Genomic DNA, 16,625 nt, shown 5'->3' with positions numbered 1-16,625 from the left:
TTGCGTAATTAAATTGTAAGATCATAAAGTTTTATAGAAGGATATGAAGAAAAATGAAAACAAGAGTTTTTATTGACGGCAAAGAGGGAACAACGGGACTTCAGATATATGAGCGTTTTCAGAACAGAAACGACGTTGAGATAATGCTCATTGACGAGGAAAAGCGCAAGGACGTGAACGAGAGAGCAAAGATGATAAATTCATCTGATATAACCTTTCTCTGCCTGCCTGACGCAGCGGCAATAGAGGCGGCTTCACTTTGCACTAACCCTGACGTTAGGATAATCGACGCTTCTACTGCACACAGAACAAACCCTGCTTGGGATTACGGCTTCCCTGAGCTTTCTGAAAAGCATAGAGAGAATATCCGCAATTCAAAAAGAGTTGCAAACCCAGGCTGTTATGCAAGCGGCTTTATAAGCCTTGTTTATCCTCTCGTAAAGGCAGGAGTGCTTCCTGAGGATTATCCTGTTACCTGCCATGCAGTTTCAGGCTACAGCGGCGGCGGAAAGAAAATGATAGCCGCTATGGAGAGCGAAAATAAAACAAAGGAAATGTATTCTCCACGTCAGTATGCACTTGGACAGAAGCACAAGCATATCCCTGAAATGCAGGCGGTGTGCGGACTTAAATATAAGCCTATGTTCAATCCGATAGTGGACGACTATTATAATGGTATGGTTGTTTCTGTGCCGCTGGTGACAAGATGTTTGACAAAGAAATATACACCTGAGAATATTCATGAAATAATGGCGGAGCATTATCTTGGTCAGCATTTCGTTAAGGTAATGGAGCTTGGGGGAACAGAAACGCTTGCCGACGGATTTATCGCGGCGAATACATTGGCAGGAACAAATAATATGCAGATATTCGTCTGCGGAAATGAAGATCAGATATTGCTTATGTCGAGATTTGATAACCTTGGAAAAGGTGCAAGCGGCGCAGCAATACAGAATATGAATATAATGTTGGGGATAAACGAAGCAACGGGTCTGGAATAACAAAAAAGCAAAAAACAAACCAAAAGCACCGCACAAAAAATCGCCGGTGCAGGGCGGCGTTAGCCCTGCCGAGGGACGGGGGCGAGCAGCCCCAGCGGGGGCAAAATAAAGCCAAAAGCAAAATCAAACCCAACAGGGGGCAGAGCCCCCTCCACAAAAGTACGGTCTAAAAAAGCGGCGGACAAAAAAATAAAACAAACCGAAGTAAAATTTCTCAACCAAGCCTAAAAACCAACAAAACTCCGCCGCTTTTGTCATTTGAACAGCGAAGCGTCTTCAAATGACTCGCCAACGGCGACAATAAGCTCCCCCACAAAGGAGAGCAATTCCCGACCAATGAGTGCGAATATAAAAGTGCGGAAAAAATAAGCGGGCGAACGCTGTTCGCCCCTACAGAAATAATTAATAGAAAAAATCTGTCCTGATCTAATTAGTGTGAAAATTTTGTAAGGAGTTTTGAATATGAAAGAGATATCAAAGAAAAATTTCGACGGCTATAAGTATGTAGACGGCGGCGTGTGTGCTGCAAAGGGCTTTAAGGCTAACGGTCTTTATTGCGGCATAAAGGAAAACCCTACAAAAAAACCTGACCTCTGCCTTGTGGAGTCTGACGTTATGTGCTCTGCCGCCGGCGTTTTTACTCAGAATAAGGTCAAGGGTGCTCCTGTTACTGTTTCTCAGAAAAATCTTGCTAAAACAGGCGGCAAGGCTAAGGGCTTTATCCTCAACTCCAAAAACGCTAACACCTGCAACGCTGACGGCGAGGAAAAGGCTTACAAAATGTGCGAGATGACTGCCGCTAAAATGGGCGTTAAGCCTGAGGAAATTCTTATCGCTCAGACAGGCGTTATTGGTCAGATACTCCCTCTTGAACCTATCGAAGCTAAGATAGACGAGCTTTATGAGGGACTTTCCTATGAGGGAAACGAAAAAGCCGCTATCGCTATCATGACTACTGATACAGTGAAAAAGGAAGTGGCTGTTGAGTTTGAGCTTGACGGCAAGATCTGCCACGTTGGCGGCATGGGCAAGGGCAGCGGTATGATACACCCTAACATGGCGACTACGCTCAATGTTATCACTACAGACTGCGCTGTATCCTCCGAAATGCTCAAAAAGGCTCTCACTGAGATAGTGAAGATAACATATAACTGCCTGTCAGTTGACGGCGACCAGTCAACGAACGATACCTGTGCTGTTATGGCTAACGGACTTGCAGGAAACCCTGAGATAACAGCTGAGGGTGAGAGCTACGAGGTGTTCAAAAAAGCTCTTTATATCGTTATGATGAACATTACTAAGATGCTCGCAAAGGACGGCGAGGGTGCAACTAAGCTTCTTGAATGTACTGTTACCGGTGCAAAAGACCTTGACACCGCTATAATCGTTGCAAAGAGCGTTATATGCTCGCCGCTTTTCAAGTGTGCAATGTTCGGTGCAGACGCTAACTGGGGCAGGATACTCTGCGCTGTTGGATACGCTGATGCTGATTTTGACATAAACAAGGTGGACGTTTCACTGTCATCAAAGGCAGGAGAGATACACGTTTGTCACAACGGCGCAGGCATAGAGTTCTCTGAGGAAGTGGCTAAGACCGTTCTTCTTGAGGACGAGATCACAATAAGCGTTTCTATCGGCGACGGCAACGGCACTGCCACTGCATGGGGCTGTGACCTTACATATGATTATGTTAAGATAAACGGCGATTACAGAAGCTAAGACATAAAATCAGTATAGGAAAGAAGAATGAGAAATGGACATAAGCAATAAAATCAGGAGTCAGATACTTATTGACGCTCTGCCACACATTCAGAAATACCACGACAAGATAGTCGTTGTAAAATACGGCGGCAACGCTATGACAAACGCTGAGCTTAAAGAAGCTGTTATGAGCGATATCGTGCTTCTCAGCGAGGTAGGCATAAAGGTAGTTCTTGTTCATGGCGGTGGACCTGAGATAAACGCAATGCTCAAAAGAGTCGGCATTGAAAGCAAGTTCATAAACGGTCTGAGATACACTGACGCAGAAACTATAGATATCGTTAAAATGGTGCTTTGCGGCAAGGTAAACAAGGAGCTTGTTTGCGCTTTGCAGCTTCATGGCGGAAAGGCTCTCGGTCTTTGCGGCTGTGACGGTCAGATGATACTTGCGCAGAAGCTTGACAGCGAAGTAGACCTTGGCTTTGTGGGCGACATCAAAAAGGTGACGACAAAGCCTATAGTTGACGCACTTAACAACGGTTATGTTCCTATAATCTCCACAGTTGGCGTTGGCGAGGACGGACAGTCTTACAATATCAATGCTGACACTGCGGCGGCTAGGATAGCCTCTTGTCTGAGAGCGGAAAAGCTTATCCTTATGACGGATATAGTTGGTCTGCTGGAGGACAAGGACGATGATTCTACTCTTATCCCACAGGTAAACGTCAGCGATGTGCCTTATCTCAAAAAGAAAGGCATCATAAGCGGTGGAATGATACCAAAGATAGACTGCTGTGTTGAAGCCGTAAGACGTGGCGTTAAAAAGACCACTATCATTGACGGCAGAGTACCGCACTCGATACTTATCGAGCTGCTCTCTAACGAGGGTATCGGTACACAGTTTATATAAAATATCAATACATATTGAAAAGAGTGATAAAAATGAACACCATAGAACAGTTCAACGAACACGTTATGCAGACCTATGGCAGAATAGGTCTTGTTATGGAAAGCGGTCATGGTCAGACGGCTGTGGGCGAGGACGGAAAAGAGTATATCGACTTCGGCTCCGGTATCGGCACAAACAGCCTTGGCTACTGCGACGAGGATTGGGTGAACGCTATCTGCGATCAGGCACACAAGATACAGCACACCTCAAACTACTATTACACAAAGGTACAGGCTGACTTTGCAAAAAGACTTTGCGAGGCAACAGGCTATGACAAGATGTTTTTCGGCAACTCGGGCGCAGAGGCTAACGAGTGTGCAATAAAGCTTGCAAGAAAATACAGCTTTGACAAATACGGCAAGGACGCTGAGAGAAATATCATCATCACCCTTGTGAACAGCTTCCATGGCAGAACGCTTTGCACTCTTTCTGCAACAGGACAGGAGGTTTTCCACAACTACTTCTTCCCGTTCGTTGGCGGATTTGAGAATGTTATCGCTAATGATATTGACGATCTTATGGACAAGCTCAACAAGCTTGACAATAAGGTTTGCGCTGTAATGTTTGAGTTTGTTCAGGGCGAGGGCGGTGTTATACCTCTTCAGCAGAGCTTTGTGAACACTATCATGCTTGAGTGTGCAAAGAGGGATATACTCACTATCGCAGACGAGGTACAGACAGGCGTTGGCAGAACCGGCAAGCTCCTCACATCTGAGCTTTACAACGTAAAGCCTGACATAACCACCCTTGCAAAGGGTCTTGCAGGCGGTGTTCCAATAGGCGTGTGCCTTGCTAACAAGAAGTGCAGTGAGGTGCTTAGCAAGGGTACACACGGCTCGACATTTGGTGGAAATCCTATTTCCTGCGCAGGCGGAAACGCAGTTCTTGACAAGGTGACAAAGCCTGAATTTCTTGAGGAAGTTCGCAAAAAGGGAGAATATTTCAGAGAAAAGCTTGCAGAAATAGACGAAGTTGAGGGCGTTGACGGACTTGGTCTTATGATAGGCGTAAGGCTCAAAACAAAGAAAGCCGCTGACGTGCTTAACAAGTGCTTTGAAAACGGACTTCTTATTCTCACGGCAAAGGACAAGCTGAGATTTTTGCCGCCGCTGAATATCTCATATGAACAGATAGACAAGGGACTTGCTATACTGAAAAAAGTCCTTGATGAGAAATAACAAAGTGTTTAGGTGCGAACAGCGTTCGCCCGTTGGCTACGCAATACCAAATAAAAATCAAATTACGGAGGAAATATTATGAAACATTTACTTAAAATGCTCGACCTTTCCAAGGAGGAAATTCTCGACATTCTCAATCTTGCAGACCAGCTCAAATACGAAAACAAAAACGGTATCGAGCATCACATTCTTAAAGGCAAAACTCTCGGAATGATATTCCAGAAGTCCTCTACCCGTACTAGAGTTTCTTTTGAAACAGGTATGTACCAGCTTGGCGGTCAGGCACTTTTCCTTTCAAACCGTGACCTCCAGATAGGCAGAGGCGAGCCTGTTCAGGACACAGCCCGTGTTCTTTCACGTTACCTTGACGGCATCATGATCCGTACTTTTGAGCAGAAAGAGGTTGAGGATCTTGCTAAATATGGCTCTATCCCAATAATAAATGGTCTGACAGACTTCTGCCACCCTTGTCAGGTGCTTGCTGACCTTATGACTATCAGAGAGTTCAAGGGACGTTTCGAGGGTCTGAAAATGTGCTACATAGGCGACGGCAACAACATGGCAAACTCGCTTATCGTTGGTGGACTTAAGGTAGGCATGGAAGTTTCTATCGCTTGCCCTAAGGATTATCAGCCTGCTGCTGAGGTTCTTGAATTTGCCAAGGGCTACGGCGACAAGTTCTCAATGACTGACGTTCCTCTTGAGGCTGCAAAGGACTCTGACGTACTTTTCACAGACGTTTGGACTTCAATGGGCGAGGAAGCTGAGACTGAGAAGAGAAAGATCGCATTCAAGGGCTATCAGATAAACGACGATATTATGGCTGTTGCAAAGGCTGACGCAATGGTACAGCACTGTCTGCCTGCTCACCGTGAAGAGGAGATAACAGAAAAGGTATTCGAGGCTCACGCAAATGAGATATTCGAGGAAGCTGAAAACAGACTTCATGCACAGAAAGCCGTTATGGTCAAGGTAATGGGTCCGCAGGAATAATTCGCATATGACAAAAGCCGTCCACGCTGGTGGGCGGCTTTTTTGTGTTGAACACATCAAAAAGGTCTTTGATGTGACGGGATAAAAAGATCCGCAGTCCTCAAAGAACTGCGGTCATAGTTAAATAACATTTTCATTTACGATATGGTAGCTTTGCAGAATTTCTGGGTCAAACTGAATGAGTGAGATCATTCTGCGTGCAGGACCGATAGGCTGGTTCGTACCTGTTTCCCACGCCTCAACAGTTTTTGTCGAAACTCCGATCACCGCGGCAAATACCGCCTGCGTAAATCCCAGCTTTTTTCGGATCGCTTTTATATCTTCAGCAGATATATCAGGCAAAGGCTCTATTCTAAGAGTTGTTTTTTAGCAGAAATTTTACCTTTTTCGTAGTCAACTGCCTCGTTAAGTCCAGTAATTATGCTGTCAAACACATTCATATTAAAGCTGGTCTCCTTCGTATTTATTATTGAAGTTGTAATATACTTTCTCATTTGGAAGCACCGCCTTAATCGGATAAACTGACATCCCAAAAGAATCTGTAAAAATAACATCTTCTCCAATATGTTTTTCAAGAAACTCATCAGAAAAATCAGATATTAAACCAATGCTGATAGCTCCATTCCTTGTAAAATTCAATCCTTCAATTTGTATACTCTTTTCAATCAAAGAACAATCTGAAGTGTGAAAAAAATTCAACAACATTTTTTGAATATCTCGTTCGATTTGAATCTGATTATCAAAATAATATCTGATTGCTTCTTCTTGTTCAAATGAAATTACAGCATCTTTTTGATTTGAGTATATACATAGATACAGGTCAAAAGTTTTATCCCATAATGTAATGATAAAGCTCTTCTTTGTGTACCAATCTGTTTTTTTAATCAAAGTTCCTAATACAGGATGCTCAATTGTAGTTGGTTTATTTTTTTCTTTGTCTTTCCAAAAAAACATAATCTCGCCTTTAAAATTTGTATTGCTTAGCCCATTACGACCTCAATGTTAACTGTTGAACCGTTCTCAGCAACAGGGAGAACATTGCCCTCTACTGCCTTGCCGTCAACAGTTACGCTCTTTACGCCCTTGCAAACGTGATCAGGGTTCTTAACAGTGATGTTGTATGTTGCACCTCTGTACTGACGTGTTGCTGTCATGCCGTCCCACTCGTGAGGGATAGATGGATCTATCTTCAAGCCGTCAAAGTCAGCCTGTACACCGAGAATGTACTGTGAGATAGCTACCATGTTCCATGCGGCTGTACCTGTGAGCCAGCTGTTCTTGCCCTCGCCAAATCTGCTTGCGTCCTTACCGGCTATCATCTGACCGTATACATAAGGCTCTGTCTTATGAAGATCAGATATCTCCTCGTTGAATGCAGGAGCTATCTTGCTGTAATACTCGAACGCCTTGTCGCCTCTGCCTGCATATGCTTCTGCGCAGATTATCCAAGCATTGTTGTGTGTGAAGATACCGGCGTTCTCCTTATATCCGCCCGGATATGTGGATATCTCACCATACTGGATATAATACTTTGAGTATGCAGGGTTGTTAAGAACAAGACCATACTTTGTATTGAGGTACTTGTCGATAGAATCAAGTGTCTTGATGTCAGCACCCTCGTCCTTGCCTATTTCAGACATAACTGCGAAGCCCTGTGGCTCAATGAATATCTTGCCCTCTTCACATTCCTTAGAACCCATTTTTGCGCCTGTGGAATCGTAGGCTCTCAGGAACCAATCGCCGTCAAATGCAGATTCCATAACGTTCTTCTTCATCTTGTCTATCTCAGCCTGTGCTGCGGCAGCTTCATCGTCCTTGCCGAGATGCTTGAGGATAGACACATAGTTAGGACCTGTGTATGTAAAGAGTGTTGCCACCATTACAGACTCAGCTATCTTCGAGTAGCCGCCCTCGGCTGCAAACTTAGGGTTTGTATAAGTCTGGAAGCTCTCGCCCGGAGTGTCAGAGTAGCATGAAAGGTTGATACAATCGTTCCAGTCAGCTCTCATTGCAAGTGGCAGACCGTGAGGGCCGAGGTTATTTACAACGTGATAGAATGATACCTTAAGGTGGTCGAGCATTGGCTTAGCCTTTGACTCGTCGTTATCATATGGCACCATTTCGTCAAGGATAGACCAATCGCCTGTTTCCTTGATATATGCGGAAACTGAGAGTATCATCCACAGTGGGTCGTCTGAGAAGTCGCCGCCGATATCGGAGTTGCCCTTCTTTGTAAGAGGCTGATACTGATGATAGCAGCCGCCGTCAGGAAGCTGTGTAGAAGCGATGTCGATGATACGCTGTCTTGCACGGTCCGGTATCTGATGAACGAAACCGAGGATATCCTGGTTTGAATCTCTGAAGCCCATTCCTCTGCCGATACCGCTCTCAAAATATGATGCGGAACGTGAAAGGTTGAATGTTACCATGCACTGATACTGGTTCCAGATATTTACCATTCTGTTTACCTTGTCATCAGGTGTGTCAACATTGATAACGCTGAGAAGTCTGTCCCAAGTTGCCTTGAGCTCTTCAAGACCTGCGGCTACCTTTTCAGGAGTGTTGTACTGCTCGATCATTGCGAGAGCCTTTTCCTTATTGATAGTAACGCCGTCAGCCTCGAACTTCTTGTCAACAGGCATCTCAACATAGCCGAGAATGAAAACAAGTGTCTTTGACTCGCCCGGAGCAAGTGTTATCTTCTTGTAGTGTGAAGCGATAGGTGACCAACCGTCTGCAAATGAGTTGTTAGCCTTGCCTGCTTCAACAGCCTGTGGGTTATGGAAGCCGTTATAAAGACCGATAAATGAATCTCTGTCTGTATCATAGCCGTCTATCTCGTCATTTACTGTATAGAATGCAAAGTGATCTCTTCTGTCTCTGTATTCTGTCTTGTGATAGATAGTTGAACCTACTACCTCAACACGGCCTGTGCTGAAGTTTCTCTGGAAGTTTGTGCAGTCGTCCTGAGCGTCCCAAAGACACCACTCTGCAAATGAGAAGAATGAGAATGTTTTTTCTTCATTGCTCTCGTTCGTGAGAACTACCTGCTGAACCTCGCCGTTATAGTTCTGTGGTACAAAGAATGTAGCCTCAGCCTTCAATCCGTTCTTCTTACCTGTGATGATAGTATAGCCCATACCATGACGACACTCGTAAGCGTCAAGCTCTGTCTTTACCGGTGACCAGCCCGGATTCCAGATAGTTTCGCCGTCTTTGATATAGAAATATCTTCCGCCCATGTCGATAGGCACGTTGTTGTAACGGTAACGAGTTATTCTTCTCAGTCTTGCGTCCTTATAGAAGGAATAGCCTCCTGCTGTGTTGGAGATAAGTGAGAAGAACTCCTGTGTGCCAAGATAGTTTATCCATGGATATGGCGTTCTTGGATTGCTGATGACATATTCCTTTTTCACGTCATCAAAATGACCAAATTTCATCAATAATTTCCACCTTTCGTAATTTATCTATTGTTAATTAATTTCTTAATTATAACCCATACAAATGCGTATATCAACAGGTGACCTCATGTCGCCCCTACTGCATTTTCTATTATTCAGTAAAGAATCTCTGCCAGCACTTGAATGTGTGACCCTTTGTTATCTCCTTATATCCGCTCACTTCGTTAGGCAGGCTGAGATTAGGAGAGTTTATCATAGCTGTCATTGGTTCAGGGCAGAAATATCCTTTATTGCCCTTATCGTTCCACATATTCCAGAACTTAAATTCTTTTGACACCTCGTTGCAAACCTTATGACCATTGTCAGTATCCACAACATAAGAGCCATAGAATTCCTTGCCGTCAAGCTTGTTCATGCCTGCGGTGTACATATCGTTTGAGATATTGTGCAGGGTAGGCATTTTTGTACCCTCTTTATATTCAAGGTCTTTCTTTTTAAGAGGCAAAAGCTTTTCTGTTGGCAGACATCTCTTGTCAAGCTCGCACTTTTCGATTATCGGCACGCACATTCTCATTGATTCCTCCCTGCCACCGTCGCACATTGGCGCATTAAGGCAGGTATGAGTACATATGGAAACAGGCAAAGCCTTGTCGCTGTTGTTTGTCAGGTATATCTCCTGCAAAAGACCGTTTTCAGACAGCGTAAACGTATAGGATATTTTAAAATCCACCGGAAAATAAGAATACATCTCGTCATTCTTGTCAAAGGTATAAGAAGTAACAAGCACAGCTTTTTTATCCTGTGTTGAATAACACTCTATTTCGTGTTCTCTCTTATGCACCCAGCCATGGATAAAATTATCAAGCTTTTTCTCATTTACAGGCATTTGATACACTGCGTCAGAGGTCTTTATAATGCCCTTATCAAAGCGATTAGGCAAGAAAAGAGTAGGCAGTCCCCATATCTCTCTCGCCTTATTTATAGTCTTGAGAGTGCAGTCATCACGATATCTGAACACCTCTATGCCGTTTTCCTCGTCACGAAGCCTCAGCACAGCAGCACCAAGTTTTGGTGCGATAACGCAGGAATACTTTCCCGACTGCATTCTGACACATTCCGTATCTTTAAACATGAATTTAAGGTCTATATTATTCAAAAAAGTAACGCCCCCATAATGCAAAGCGAAGATCCGCCCCGCCTTACCATATATTTTCACTTAAACGATTAATACACAATTATTATAACATAGCCCGTCGCTTTTGTCTAGTACAAAAAGCAGATTTTTATATAGAATTTTGGCTGTGTTTTTTAGTAGTTTTTTACCAAACGTGTAATGAATAATCCAAAAAAATATGACAATACTACAATTAACAGCCCGCTGACAGACGGACTGATCTATATTTTAAACAATCAAAGGAGGAGTTTCTCATGATAGATAGGATCGCACTGCTGCTTCTCATAATAGGCGGCATAAACTGGGGGCTTGTGGGCATTTTCCAGTTCGACCTTGTGGCATTTCTTTTCGGAGGCGCTGCAGCGATACTAAGCAGGATCATCTACGTTTTGGTAGCTATTTCGGCTATCTGGTGCATTTCACTGTTTTTCAAAGACAACAGACTTGTCACCGAGCAGTAGTCCCCTGCAGGTCATGGCAGCAGGAGAGGGAGCTTGTTTCAGAGGGCAGCATTTTATCACGGGTTTGCCTGCTGCATATTCTAAAATCGGCTCTCTTTCCTGCTGTCATGACCTTATTTTTTTGTTTTAAATGTTAAAATTTGAACATCACAGACACTAAAAATGGATAAGATATTTTACTTTTTTAAGTCGAATTAAGTTCAGACCTCACGCAGATGTCATTGTTAGCATAATGTCAACGAAATATTTGTGCAAAATCCCGAATTTTCAGAAAATTAACAAGTTCTTTGCAACTTTTTCTTGACTATCGCTACAAAAGAGGTTATAATTTAATTGATGTTAAGGATATTGAACATAATTTGTTTGATTTAACATCCGTTTTGTTGTCTCCTTTCTTTTGTTCTACACATAGTTTTTTTTATTTTATTTTCTGCTGAGCACCGTTGCTCAGCATTTTTTTTGCCCATTTTATGCACACGTTGAAAAATTCATATTTTAGGATTATAATGTTACTTTATGGACTAATAAAACAATATGTCAGTTCTTACCTGTCAAAACGTTTTCGTCGTGAGAGAAAGGAGTAAATAGAATATGAGATATCTTATAGTTGTTGATATGCAGAATGATTTTGTCACGGGCAGTCTTGGTTCAAAAATGGCAGAAATGATCGTTCCTGCTGTCTGTGAAAAAATACGCAGTTACAAGGCTCAGGGCAACACTGTATTCATGACCCTTGACACGCATTTCAAGGATTATCTTGAAACGCCTGAGGGAAAAAAGCTCCCTGTGGCGCATTGCATAAAAGGCACAGAGGGTTGGCAGCCTGAGACTCAGGTAGCTGAGGCTATCGGCGGAAGCGCAGAGGTCTATGAAAAAAGCACATTCGGCTCGGCTGAGCTTGCACAGCACCTTGCTGAAATAACAAAGGCAGGGGACGAGATAGAGCTTTGCGGACTTTGCACAGACATTTGCGTAGTATCAAACGCTTTGCTCATAAAAGCTTTTTGTCCTGAATGCGAGGTCATAGTTGACGCAAACGCCTGCGCAGGAGTAACCGCGGGAAGCCACAAGGCGGCACTTGTAACAATGGCGTCATGTCAGTGCAGGATAGATAATTTTTGATTTGAGGGGGAACTCCGCTTCGGCGGAATGATTTATGAGTGGTTTCAAAAAAGGTCTTAAAGACGGCATACCTATTGCTTTGGGGTATCTTTCGGTATCTTTTACATTCGGACTTCAAGGCGTAAAAGGCGGTCTGAGCTGGTGGGAAACTGTGCTTATCTCTATTTGCAACGTGACCTCAGCAGGTCAGTTCGCAGGACTTGACATTATGCTGTCAGGGGGCGGTTTCTGGATAGAAATGGCTTGTGCCCAGTTTATCATCAATCTGAGGTATGCCCTTATGTCAATATCTCTTTCACAGAAAGCTGACAAGTCACTGTCGGGAATACACCGCTGGCTGGTAGGCTTTGGAGTGACAGACGAGATATTTGTCATGGCAATGGGAAATATAGGTGAAGTTTCAAGGCAGTATATGTATGGGCTTATCGCTTTACCTGTAGCAGGCTGGTCGCTGGGGACTCTTATAGGTGCGGCGGCAGGAAAAATACTTCCTGAGATAGTCATAAGCGCACTTAGCATTGCAATATACGGAATGTTCCTTGCAATAATAATACCGCCTGCAAAGAAAAACAAGGGCATTGCAATGGCGGCGATATTTGCGGCTCTTCTTAGCTGTTGTTTCAAGTGGCTGCCTATTCTTAATAAGGTATCCGGAGGATTTTCCATAATAATCTGCACCGTCCTTTCCGCAGGGATAATGGCGACTCTCATGCCTGTGAAAAATGAGGAGGACGGTCAATGCTGAGTATAAGAGATTTCTTCATTTATCTTTTCATTATGGCAGGAGTGACCTATCTTATTCGTGCCCTGCCGTTGGTGATATTCAAGGGCAAGATAACAAACAGATTTGTGCAAAGCTTTCTTTACTATGTGCCATATGCTGTGCTTGGAGCAATGACGTTCCCGTCCATACTATTCTCAACGGGAAACCTTGCGGCTTCCATAGCAGGACTTATAACAGCCTGCGTGCTTGCATTCAAGGAAAAAAGCCTTATTATAGTTGCGGCATTTGCCTGCCTTGCAAGCTTCTGCGTGATACTTATTTGTCAGCTTATCTAAATGTAGGGGCTGGCGTCCTCGGCAGCCCACCGGCTAAGGACGTTGCATATGTTCTTTACTATTATTTAGACATACTTTGACCTTTCTGCTATATGCGGAGAGGTCTTTATTATTGCTATTTTTATATAGCACATGAAATATCGTAAATGGAGTATAAAATTTTCGGCTAGTTTCATATTCTTTTCTTGCAAAAAATTCTGGGCTGTGATATAATCTTATTGTGTGAAAACGTTTACTGTTTTTGATCTATGACAAAATATATGGAGGTATTGCAATGTCAGACACAATGAACATTTCTCCTGAGCTCTTGGAGAAAATGAACAGGTATTGGGAAGCTGCCAATTATCTTTCGGCAGGTCAGCTCTATCTGCTTGACAATCCGCTTCTCCGTGAGCCGCTCACAATGGATCACGTCAAGAAAAAGATAGTTGGTCACTGGGGTACTGTACCTGGTCAGAACTTTATCTATGTTCACCTTAACAGAGTCATCAAGAAATATGACCTTGACATGATCTATATTTCAGGCCCTGGTCACGGAGGAAACTTCATGGTAGCCAACACCTATCTTGAAGGCTCTTATTCTGAGGTATATCCTAACATTTCAAGAGATATTGAGGGTATGCAGAAGCTGTTCAAGCAGTTCTCTTTCCCGGGAGGAATCTCATCACACGTTGCACCTGAAACCCCAGGTTCTATAAACGAGGGCGGTGAGCTTGGTTATTCACTTGCACACTCATTCGGCGCTGTATTCGACAACCCTGACCTTATCACAACTTGCGTTGTCGGCGACGGTGAGGCTGAAACCGGTCCTCTTGCAACAGCATGGCACTCAAACAAGTTCCTGAATCCTAAGACTGACGGTGCCGTACTCCCTATACTTCACCTTAACGGCTACAAGATATCAAATCCAACTGTATTCTCAAGAATTTCTCATGAAGAGATAAAGAGCTTCTTTGAGGGCTGCGGCTGGAAGCCATACTTTGTTGAGGGCGACGATCCTATGACGATGCACAAGCTCATGGCTGAAACTCTTGACACTGTTATCGAGGAAATAAAGGCTATCCAGAAGAACGCAAGAGAAAACGGCGTTACTGAAAGACCAAAGTGGCCTATGATAATATTCCGTTCACCAAAGGGCTGGACAGGTCCGAAGGTTGTAGACGGCAAGCAGATAGAGGGTACATTCAGAGCGCATCAGGTCCCAATGACAATGGAAGCTCCTGAGCATTTGAAAATGCTTGAGGATTGGCTCAAGAGCTATCACCCTGAGAAACTTTTCACAGAAGAGGGCAGACTTATCCCTGAGCTTGAAGAGCTTGCTCCTACAGGCGACAGAAGAATGGGTGCAAACCCACACGCCAACGGCGGACTTCTTCTGAGAGATCTCAGACTTCCTGATTTCAGAAAATACGGTATCGACGTACCTGCTCCCGGTGCAGTTGAAGCACAGGATATGATAGAGCTTGGCGGATTTGTAAGAGATATATTCAAGCTTAATGAAGAAAGCAGAAACTTCCGTATCTTCGGACCTGACGAGACAATGTCAAACAGACTTGGCAAGGTCTTTGAGGCAACAAACAGAGATTGGAACGCTGACAAGCTGGACAACGACGAGTTCCTTGCCGCTGACGGTCGTGTTATGGACTCTATGCTTTCTGAGCATATGTGCGAGGGTTGGCTGGAGGGCTATCTGCTCACTGGACGTCACGGTTTCTTCGCAAGCTATGAGGCTTTCATCAGAATAGTTGACTCAATGTTCTCACAGCACGCTAAGTGGCTCAAAGTTACTTCACAGCTCCCATGGAGACAGAAGATAGCTTCACTTAACTACATACTTTCTTCCAACGTATGGCAGCAGGATCACAACGGATTTACACATCAGGATCCGGGCTTCCTCGATCACGTTGCAAACAAGAAAGCAGACGTTGTAAGAATGTATCTCCCACCGGACACAAACTGTCTGCTGTCATGCTTTGACCACTGCATACGTTCAAAGAACTATGTAAACGTAATGGTAACATCAAAGCACCCAAGACAGCAGTGGCTCACAATGGAGCAGGCTGTTAAGCACTGCACACAGGGTATCGGTATCTGGGAATGGGCTTCAAACGATCAGGGTCAGGAGCCTGACGTTGTTCTGGCTTGCTGCGGCGACACACCTACACTTGAAGCACTTGCGGCAGTAACTATCCTGAGAAAGAATCTTCCACAGGTAAAGATAAGATTTATCAACGTTGTTGACCTGTTCAAGCTTCAGCCACAGTCAAAGCACCCACACGGACTTTCCGACGCTGACTTTGACGCACTGTTCACAAAGGACAAGCCTATCGTATTTGCATTTCACGGCTATCCTACACTTATCCACGAGCTTCTCTATCACCGTCACAACCGCAACCTTTATGTATGCGGCTACAACGAGGAGGGTACGATCACAACTCCATTTGACATGAGAGTTCAGAACGAGATAGACCGTTTCCACCTTGTTATGGAAGTTATCAAGAGACTTCCACAGCTCGGAAACACAGGCGCTTATCTCCACCAGCTCATGCAGGACAAGCTTGTTGAACACAAGCAGTATATTGCTGAGTATGGTCTTGATATGCCTGAGATCAGAGATTGGAAATGGGATATCTGATAAAAAAGCCTTTCTATTAATTAAATATACCCACACAAAAAGGGACTTCCGTTTATTCGGGAGTTCCTTTTTTGTGCATAAAAATATCCCCCGCCTTGCGACGAGGGATAAAAAGTGCTAAGTCTATAAATTATTTTCTGTTGTTTGCTATCTTTGCAAGAAGGTTCAGTATTTTAAGATAAAGATAGATAACGCCTACGATAAGACCATAGCTTGCATACCATTCATACTGAGCAGGAAGCCCCTGTTCAACTGTCATCTGGATAGTTTCAAAATCGCACATAAGAAGCGCTGCGGCGATAAGAACGCCAATAACAGCGAAAAGTATGCCGATAGGGCCGTTGTTTATTGCAACGATTGAAGTGTAGATAGCTGAATGAGGTGCGAGCCATGCAAGAAGCATGAAAAGCAATCCGCCTATGATAGACACCCAAAGGCAGGTGATAAGAGCAGTTTTCATTCTGCTTCCCACACGAACGCCCTTTGAATAGATAACTGCAAGCACTGCAACTGTGAGAAGCGTCAGTGTAACGGCTTCAACTATTATGCCTTTCCACTGCATTGCGTAGATCATTGACATAAAGGTGAGGGCATATCCCATGCCTGCGGAATAGATAGAGCCTGTTACCGCCGTTGTTTTCGGAGCGAATGAAGCCACAAGTCCTGCTATTGCTGTTGCGATAAGAGCGCCGACAAAGATAGTATACTCAGTGGAAAAAGCCTGCGCACCGCCGCCGAAGAAGTTGTGAATGTAAAAATATGCTCCCATGCCTGCGGCGAAAACTGCAACAAAATATAAGGTCTTCATTGCAATGCCCTTATAGCTGGCAGCCTCCATGCCGTAAGTGGACTGTGCGAAAGAACGCAGCTTTTTTACTCGTGGATTTGAATAGCTTTCAGAAAAATTATTATAATCGTTCATGAATTTGCCTCCTTTATTTTTTCGCCAAT

General features: G+C 44.0%; 15 protein-coding genes. 10 read left to right on the top strand and 5 right to left on the bottom strand.

Annotation, left to right across the window (positions count from 1 at the left end; genetic code table 11):
* Window positions 1-53: 53 nt before the first annotated feature.
* From argC to argF, 5 genes are all read left to right on the top strand, one after another.
* Window positions 54-1,001, top strand: a complete 948-nt coding sequence (gene argC, locus DW015_RS06450; RefSeq protein ID WP_117904991.1) for an N-acetyl-gamma-glutamyl-phosphate reductase — start codon at window positions 54-56, stop codon at window positions 999-1,001.
* A 462-nt stretch (window positions 1,002-1,463) separates the two neighbouring features.
* On the top strand, window positions 1,464-2,720 hold the full coding sequence (gene argJ / locus DW015_RS06445; protein ID WP_117904989.1) for a bifunctional glutamate N-acetyltransferase/amino-acid acetyltransferase ArgJ: 1,257 nt from the start codon (window positions 1,464-1,466) through the stop codon (window positions 2,718-2,720).
* A gap of 34 nt (window positions 2,721-2,754) precedes the next feature.
* A complete protein-coding gene (argB, locus tag DW015_RS06440; protein ID WP_022288154.1) occupies window positions 2,755-3,612 on the top strand; it encodes an acetylglutamate kinase in 858 nt (285 codons plus the stop codon).
* A gap of 32 nt (window positions 3,613-3,644) precedes the next feature.
* Window positions 3,645-4,829 carry an aspartate aminotransferase family protein gene (locus DW015_RS06435; protein WP_117904987.1) on the top strand — a complete coding sequence of 395 codons (1,185 nt, stop codon included), beginning with the start codon at window positions 3,645-3,647 and terminating at the stop codon, window positions 4,827-4,829.
* 78 nt (window positions 4,830-4,907) lie between these two features.
* Window positions 4,908-5,822 (top strand): ornithine carbamoyltransferase, encoded by a 915-nt coding sequence (gene argF / locus DW015_RS06430; protein WP_117904985.1) that lies wholly within the window; start codon window positions 4,908-4,910, stop codon window positions 5,820-5,822.
* Window positions 5,823-5,942: 120 nt separating this feature from the next.
* On the opposite strand, the gene DW015_RS06425 is transcribed toward argF, so the two are convergent.
* The 4 genes from DW015_RS06425 to DW015_RS06410 all read right to left on the bottom strand — a co-directional run bounded on the left by DW015_RS06425 (window position 5,943) and on the right by DW015_RS06410 (window position 10,379).
* Window positions 5,943-6,164, bottom strand: a complete 222-nt coding sequence (locus DW015_RS06425) for a helix-turn-helix domain-containing protein (protein WP_242843639.1) — start codon at window positions 6,162-6,164, stop codon at window positions 5,943-5,945.
* A 99-nt stretch (window positions 6,165-6,263) separates the two neighbouring features.
* Window positions 6,264-6,776 (bottom strand): hypothetical protein, encoded by a 513-nt coding sequence (locus DW015_RS06420; RefSeq protein ID WP_117904983.1) that lies wholly within the window; start codon window positions 6,774-6,776, stop codon window positions 6,264-6,266.
* A gap of 26 nt (window positions 6,777-6,802) precedes the next feature.
* The gene (locus DW015_RS06415; protein WP_117904981.1) at window positions 6,803-9,262 is read right to left on the bottom strand and encodes a glycosyl transferase; all 2,460 of its coding nucleotides are present in this window, start codon (window positions 9,260-9,262) and stop codon (window positions 6,803-6,805) included.
* Between the two features lie 112 nt (window positions 9,263-9,374).
* Complete coding sequence (locus DW015_RS06410) at window positions 9,375-10,379, bottom strand: aldose 1-epimerase (RefSeq protein WP_117904979.1); 1,005 nt, start codon at window positions 10,377-10,379, stop codon at window positions 9,375-9,377.
* 272 nt (window positions 10,380-10,651) lie between these two features.
* Here DW015_RS06410 and DW015_RS06405 point away from each other — a divergent pair, with 272 nt between their 5' ends.
* The 5 genes from DW015_RS06405 to DW015_RS06385 all read left to right on the top strand — a co-directional run bounded on the left by DW015_RS06405 (window position 10,652) and on the right by DW015_RS06385 (window position 15,674).
* Window positions 10,652-10,858 carry a DUF378 domain-containing protein gene (locus tag DW015_RS06405; protein ID WP_022288161.1) on the top strand — a complete coding sequence of 69 codons (207 nt, stop codon included), beginning with the start codon at window positions 10,652-10,654 and terminating at the stop codon, window positions 10,856-10,858.
* 591 nt (window positions 10,859-11,449) lie between these two features.
* Window positions 11,450-11,980 (top strand): isochorismatase family cysteine hydrolase, encoded by a 531-nt coding sequence (locus DW015_RS06400; RefSeq protein WP_117904977.1) that lies wholly within the window; start codon window positions 11,450-11,452, stop codon window positions 11,978-11,980.
* 34 nt (window positions 11,981-12,014) lie between these two features.
* The gene (locus tag DW015_RS06395; protein WP_117904976.1) at window positions 12,015-12,725 is read left to right on the top strand and encodes an AzlC family ABC transporter permease; all 711 of its coding nucleotides are present in this window, start codon (window positions 12,015-12,017) and stop codon (window positions 12,723-12,725) included.
* The gene (locus tag DW015_RS06390) at window positions 12,719-13,039 is read left to right on the top strand and encodes an AzlD domain-containing protein (protein ID WP_022288164.1); all 321 of its coding nucleotides are present in this window, start codon (window positions 12,719-12,721) and stop codon (window positions 13,037-13,039) included. Before DW015_RS06395 ends, DW015_RS06390 begins: the two co-directional genes overlap by 7 nt.
* A 274-nt stretch (window positions 13,040-13,313) precedes the next feature.
* Window positions 13,314-15,674 carry a phosphoketolase family protein gene (locus DW015_RS06385; protein ID WP_117904974.1) on the top strand — a complete coding sequence of 787 codons (2,361 nt, stop codon included), beginning with the start codon at window positions 13,314-13,316 and terminating at the stop codon, window positions 15,672-15,674.
* Between the two features lie 130 nt (window positions 15,675-15,804).
* On the opposite strand, the gene DW015_RS06380 is transcribed toward DW015_RS06385, so the two are convergent.
* Window positions 15,805-16,596: a Bax inhibitor-1/YccA family protein gene (locus tag DW015_RS06380; RefSeq protein ID WP_117863366.1), complete on the bottom strand. Its 792-nt coding sequence runs from the start codon at window positions 16,594-16,596 to the stop codon at window positions 15,805-15,807.
* Window positions 16,597-16,625: the final 29 nt, after the last annotated feature.

Origin of the sequence: Ruminococcus sp. AF37-20, assembly GCF_003460465.1 — a bacterium.
GTDB classification, from domain to species: domain Bacteria; phylum Bacillota; class Clostridia; order Oscillospirales; family Ruminococcaceae; genus Hominimerdicola; species Hominimerdicola aceti.
Note: the sequence above shows the minus strand (reverse complement) of the source record. Positions and strands in the feature narration are given on the sequence as shown.

Coding starts and splice junctions, on each gene's coding strand:
- DW015_RS06380 (WP_117863366.1), bottom strand. CDS start 16,596: ATGAACGATTATAATAATTTTTCTGAAAGCTATTCAAATCCACGAGTA.
- DW015_RS06395 (WP_117904976.1), top strand. CDS start 12,015: ATGAGTGGTTTCAAAAAAGGTCTTAAAGACGGCATACCTATTGCTTTG.
- DW015_RS06405 (WP_022288161.1), top strand. CDS start 10,652: ATGATAGATAGGATCGCACTGCTGCTTCTCATAATAGGCGGCATAAAC.
- argC (WP_117904991.1), top strand. CDS start 54: ATGAAAACAAGAGTTTTTATTGACGGCAAAGAGGGAACAACGGGACTT.
- argJ (WP_117904989.1), top strand. CDS start 1,464: ATGAAAGAGATATCAAAGAAAAATTTCGACGGCTATAAGTATGTAGAC.
- DW015_RS06415 (WP_117904981.1), bottom strand. CDS start 9,262: ATGAAATTTGGTCATTTTGATGACGTGAAAAAGGAATATGTCATCAGC.
- DW015_RS06385 (WP_117904974.1), top strand. CDS start 13,314: ATGTCAGACACAATGAACATTTCTCCTGAGCTCTTGGAGAAAATGAAC.
- argF (WP_117904985.1), top strand. CDS start 4,908: ATGAAACATTTACTTAAAATGCTCGACCTTTCCAAGGAGGAAATTCTC.
- DW015_RS06400 (WP_117904977.1), top strand. CDS start 11,450: ATGAGATATCTTATAGTTGTTGATATGCAGAATGATTTTGTCACGGGC.
- DW015_RS06420 (WP_117904983.1), bottom strand. CDS start 6,776: ATGTTTTTTTGGAAAGACAAAGAAAAAAATAAACCAACTACAATTGAG.
- argB (WP_022288154.1), top strand. CDS start 2,755: ATGGACATAAGCAATAAAATCAGGAGTCAGATACTTATTGACGCTCTG.
- DW015_RS06390 (WP_022288164.1), top strand. CDS start 12,719: ATGCTGAGTATAAGAGATTTCTTCATTTATCTTTTCATTATGGCAGGA.
- DW015_RS06435 (WP_117904987.1), top strand. CDS start 3,645: ATGAACACCATAGAACAGTTCAACGAACACGTTATGCAGACCTATGGC.